The sequence below is a fragment of the Pseudomonas protegens genome, from assembly GCF_003732485.1.
Classification (GTDB): Bacteria; Pseudomonadota; Gammaproteobacteria; order Pseudomonadales; family Pseudomonadaceae; genus Aquipseudomonas; species Aquipseudomonas protegens_B.
The window spans coordinates 9,726-14,790 of sequence record NZ_MOAK01000052.1 but is presented as its reverse complement, the minus strand read 5'-3'; the positions used below and the strand labels follow the sequence as shown (position 1 = coordinate 14,790).

At 63.3% G+C, this 5,065-nt stretch carries 4 protein-coding genes; 1 reads left to right on the top strand and 3 read right to left on the bottom strand.

The genetic code is table 11. The features are described 5' to 3' along the window. Positions 1-1,437, top strand: a 1,437-nt coding sequence (locus tag BLX41_RS13045) for a TerC family protein (RefSeq protein WP_259744819.1), incomplete at its 5' end; no start/stop codon positions are given. Positions 1,438-1,570: 133 nt separating this feature from the next. On the opposite strand, the gene wecB is transcribed toward BLX41_RS13045, so the two are convergent. The 3 genes from wecB to BLX41_RS13030 all read right to left on the bottom strand — a co-directional run bounded on the left by wecB (position 1,571) and on the right by BLX41_RS13030 (position 4,938). After that, complete coding sequence (gene wecB, locus BLX41_RS13040) at positions 1,571-2,815, bottom strand: non-hydrolyzing UDP-N-acetylglucosamine 2-epimerase (RefSeq protein ID WP_123725211.1); 1,245 nt, start codon at positions 2,813-2,815, stop codon at positions 1,571-1,573. Between the two features lie 533 nt (positions 2,816-3,348). Then, positions 3,349-3,900, bottom strand: coding sequence for a P-loop NTPase family protein (locus BLX41_RS13035; protein ID WP_123725210.1), 552 nt, complete (start codon positions 3,898-3,900; stop codon positions 3,349-3,351). Positions 3,901-4,017: 117 nt separating this feature from the next. Then, a complete protein-coding gene (locus tag BLX41_RS13030; RefSeq protein ID WP_123725209.1) occupies positions 4,018-4,938 on the bottom strand; it encodes a LysR substrate-binding domain-containing protein in 921 nt (306 codons plus the stop codon). Between the last annotated feature and the right edge of the window lie 127 nt (positions 4,939-5,065).

Sequence of the window (5,065 nt, the reverse complement as noted above, 5' to 3'; positions counted from 1 at the left end):
CGCGCCCCCCCCCGCCTGATCGGCTTGTCCTTGGCGCTGCTGATGCGCCTGGGCCTGCTGGCCAGCATCTCCTGGATGGTGACCCTGACCCAACCGCTGTTCGAGGTGTTCGACAAGAGCTTTTCCGGCCGTGACCTGATCATGCTGTTCGGTGGTGTGTTCCTGTTGTTCAAGGCCACCATGGAGTTGCATGAGCGCCTGGAGGGCCATGTCAGCCAGCGCGCCGGCAGTGCTGCCTACGCCTTGTTCTGGCCGATCGTGGCGCAGATCGTGGTACTCGATGCGGTGTTCTCCCTGGACGCGGTGATCACCGCGGTGGGCATGGTCGAGCACCTGTCGGTGATGATGATCGCGGTGGTGGTGTCCATCGGTGTGATGATCGTCGCCAGCAAGCCGCTGACCCGTTTCGTCAACGCCCACCCGACGGTGATCATGCTGTGCCTGGGCTTCTTGATGATGATCGGCTTCAGCCTGACCGCCGAAGGCCTGGGCTTCCATATTCCCAAGGGCTACCTGTATGCGGCCATTGGCTTCTCGATCCTGATCGAGGTGTTCAACCAGATCGCCCGGGCCCGGCGCAAGAAGTCCATGCAGGGTCTGCGCCCAATGCGTGAGCGCACCGCATACGCAGTGATGCGCCTGCTGGGTGGACGCAAACTGGCGGCGGAAGAGGTGGGTGAGGAAATCGCCGATTTGCTGGAAGACGGTGATGCGCCGAGCAGCGAACTGTTCGACCGCCGCGAACGGGTGATGATCAGCGGCGTATTGCAGTTGGCGGAGCGGCCGATCCGTACGCTGATGACGGTGCGAGCCGAAGTCGACTCCATCGACCTGACGGACAGCCCGGAGAGCATTCGGACCAAGTTGATGCACTCGTCCTATTCGCGCCTGCCGTTGATACGCGATGGTGCGGTGGATGAGCCGCTGGGTTTCGTGCACAAGAAAGAGTTGCTCAAGGAGTACCTGGCCGGCAACGAGCCGAACCTGGAGCACCTGGCGCGCAAGACCATCAACCTGCTGGACAGTTTTTCGATCCTCAACGCCCTGGAACAGATGCGCAAGGCGTCGACCCACATCGCCTTTGTGATCAACGAGTTTGGCGACTTCATGGGCATTCTGACCATGACCGACATTCTCGAATCCATTGCCGGCGAGCTGCCGGACGCCAGCGAGATCGAAGGGCCGGACGTGGTGGAGCAAGAGGGTGGGTTCCTGGTCAATGGCGCCCTGAACCTGCCCCAGGTGCGCCAGCGGACCGGCTTTGGTGCCGAACCCACCGAGGACTACCAGACCCTGGCCGGGCTGGTGATGAGCCTGCTGGACCGTCTGCCGGTCAAGGGCGATCGTCTGGAATGGGATGGCTGGAGCATTCAGGTGATGGCGGTGGAAGAGCGCCGCGTGACTCGGGTCCTGCTGTCTCGCCAGGTGCCTGCCTGAACGGTGGGCCCTGGCGCTGGCAAGCCTTGGTCGTGAGTGGATGACCGAACAGCGATTTGCCCCACGGACGGTAGCGCAGGGAGAGCATCGCCGTTGCATGGCAGTCGCTGGGGGGGCGCCAGGCTTCTGACCGTCAGCTTCCAGTCTTCGCGCAGCCTGCGTGGGTGCTCTGGAGCACCGGCGTTGCCGCTGCGCTGCTCGGCAATGGCTGCGCCCAGGGCCCATTTATCGGCGTCGCGCGCGGGGCTTGGGCCTCCAGCCAGGTGCACAGGCGGCGAGCGATGCGCTCGCTGGCGTGGCCGTCACCGTAGGGGCGGTGCACGCGGCTCATGCGGGCATAGAGCTCGGCATCGTCCAGCAGCTCGCTGGCATGGTGAACGATGCGTTCGCGATCGGCGCCCACCAGCAACACCGTGCCGCCCTCCAGCACCGACGACCGTTCGGTGACCTCCCGCAGTACCAGCAGCGGCTTGCCGATCGCTGGCGCTTCTTCCTGGATGCCGCCGGAGTCGCTGAGGATGAAATAAGAGCGCTCCATCAGCCAGACAAAATGCTGATAGTCCTGAGGTGCTATCAGGTAGATGTTGGGCGTGTCCGAGAGCAGGCCATAGACCGTGCTCTGCACCTGTGGATTGAGGTGCACCGGGTACACGAACTGCACGTCCGGATAGCGTTGGGCCAGGGTGGCCAGGGCTTCGCAGATGTTGCGCAAACCGTCGCCGAAGTTCTCCCGGCGATGTCCGGTGATCAGCACCATGCGCCGGTGGTGTTGCAGTACCGCCAAGGGCGAATCGGCGGCGGGGCGCCACTGGGTCTGTTGCTGGTGATGACGCATCCACAGCAGCGCATCGATCACCGTGTTGCCGGTGACTTCGATGTTGTCCGCGGGCACGTTTTCCCGCAGCAGGTTGGCCTGGGCCTCCGCGGTTGGAGCGAAGTGCAGATCGGCGATGACCCCGGTCAGGCGTCGGTTGGCTTCCTCGGGCCAGGGCGCCCTGAGGTTGCCGGTACGCAGCCCGGCTTCGACATGGCCGATGGGCAACTGGCGGTTGAAGGCGGCGAGGGCGGCAATGAAGCTGGTGGTGGTATCGCCATGCACCAGGACGATGTCCGGTTGCAGGCGCTCGAAGGTGATGTCCAGATGGATCAGCAGTTGCTGCGAGAGGCCGTTGAGTGACTGGCCCTGGGTCATCACCTCCAGGTCTTTGTCGACTTGCAGCTCGAAGGCGTCCAGTACCTGTTTGAGCATTTCCCGGTGTTGACCCGTGGAGCAGAGGTGCAGTTGCAGACCTGGCCAGTGTTTTAGGACCCGGGCCAGTGGGGCCATCTTGATTGCCTCAGGGCGTGTACCGAAAACCATCATGACTTTAAAAGACATATCCCCTCCTTGGGTGCGATGCGATCGGAACGAACATTGAATCAAAGCAGTGGGAGTTGCTCCTGTCCAGCCGGGGCAGGGGCGCTGTGCTATCGCTCAAGTGTGCGGTTACTGCGAAAAAGGGAGATTGGCGGCGATCCTGGAGTCAAGTTCCTGTAAACAGGCTGATGCTGCAGGGAATATGCACGATTATGCTTCCGCGGTCTTTGGCGGGACACCTCCTCGTCAGTGAGGCTATCGTCATGAAATTGACGCTGGCGCCACTTGTCGGGAGGTTGAAAATCCGCCGTGCGTGCGCGTGTCAAAATTGTGCCGCCAGCTGTTAAAATGCGCGTCATCGCCCGTCTTGGGGGGGGCGGCGGCAGGTGTTGATGACAGTCTGTTTCGTGGAGTAGTGCTGTGGGTCGTGCTTTAGCGGTGTATGTAGTGGGAATGGCCCTGGTACTGGGGTGTTTTGCCTGGGCAGTGACGGCTGTCTACAACTGAGCGCTCAGCGCTTTTCGAACCTTCCCCGGACCCTGTTCAGCGGTCCTTCAGCGTTGTTTGTCCCGGCCCATGATCAGCAGGGCCTGGTTCAGTAGTTCATGCTCCGAGCAACGGCCGTCCAGGCGTCCCCAGGGCAGCTTCAACTGCGCGAGCCAGGCTTCGTGTCGCGGTCGGCTGCGGCCCGCCCGGGCGCCGCTGTCATAGGCAGCGGCCCATTCTAGAAACGCCAGGTGCTGGTGATGCATGTCGCCTCCGGGCAGGATGCGCGAGCCGAAGCGTTGCCGCTCCCGGGTGGCGATGCGTTGCAGGCGTAGCTCTGTCGGGGTATCGAGGTACAGCACCCAGTCTGCCTTGGCGATGATGGCGTCGCCCCAGCCGTCCATCGAGCCCGAAACTACCCAGGGTTGTTCGCCCAGGGCCGCATGCAGGCGTACCAGTCGTTGTTCCACAGGGCGCGCCTGTAAGAAGGGGGGATCGCTGGGATACCAGTAGTGCTCGTCGACATCGACGCGAGGCAACTGCAGATGCCGGGCCAGCGCCGCACCGAGGGTGCTGACGCCGGAGCCTGAGGCCCCGATCAGATAGATCCTTTGTTTCAATGCGGCTCCTCCTGAACCAAGCGTGGGGGGATGTCGGGCGGTCATGGTCATTTGCCCATCGCAGGTTGCGTTCCCGTGTTGTGCCTGGGGATTGGCATCCGTTGTCCGTCAGCGCGTTCAGGCATTGCCCGGGGTGGGCAGGTGCCGTTCGGCGGCCTGGGCCTGGAACCAGTTCAATACGGTTTCGCAGGCCGGGTGCGCGGCGCCGCTGTCGCGCAGCCACAGGGCATAGACGCCACCGGTCTTCAGCGCTGTGCCGAAGGGTATCAGCAGGCTGCCTCGGGCGATCGAATCCTGGGCCAGGATCAGGTCGGTCATGGCCACCCCCAGGCCCCGGGCAGCGGCGTCCAGGGCCAGGTCGTCGAGATTGAACAGGATGTGCTTGTAGCTGCGGGGCGTGGGGTCGTCCTGGGCTTGCAGCCAGGCGGTCCATTCCTGGCGGCTAATGGAACCGTGGATCAGCGCATGCCCCGCCAGTTCTTCCAGGGAACGCGGCGGCAGTTGTCCGTCACTCAATTGCGGCGCGCACACCGGCACCAGGTACTCGTCGAACAGCACTGTCAGCGGCCGTTCGTCCAGGCCTTCGGGCAGGTACAGCACATAGGCATCACAGTCGCCGCCGGTGTCCACCAGGGCGCCCCCCACCGTCTCGATGGACAGGCACAGCCCGGGGTTGGCGGCGTAGAAGCCACTGAGCCGGGGCAGCAGCCAGCGCACCGCCAGGGACACGAAGATGCGAATACGGAACGGTCGGTCCACGGGCGCCGGGGCCAGGCGTTCCTGCAGCGCCCCCAAGGACCGGAGAATCTCGCTGGCCACGCTGCAGGCGTCGCGGCCCTGGTCGGTCAGTGACACTCGCCGGCTGCTGCGCTCGAACAGGGTCACCCCGTAGTGTTCCTCCAGTTGCTGGATCTGCCGGCTCACCGCGCTCTGGGTCAGGTGCAGGCGCGCGGCGGACTCGGTGAAACTCTGGGTCTGGGCCACGTTGACCAGGGTCTGCAAAGCTTGCATCGAGGGCAGTCGAAGAGGGTTATCCATGCGTTTTCCGAATAGATCAATGAATTAATAACGTTCGAAATCCAGGTTGGGCCGCCATAGATTGTAGGCATGTAGCGCCGGCGTGGATTCTCTGTTGAATGCTCCTGGCGCATGGATTGTGAAGGAG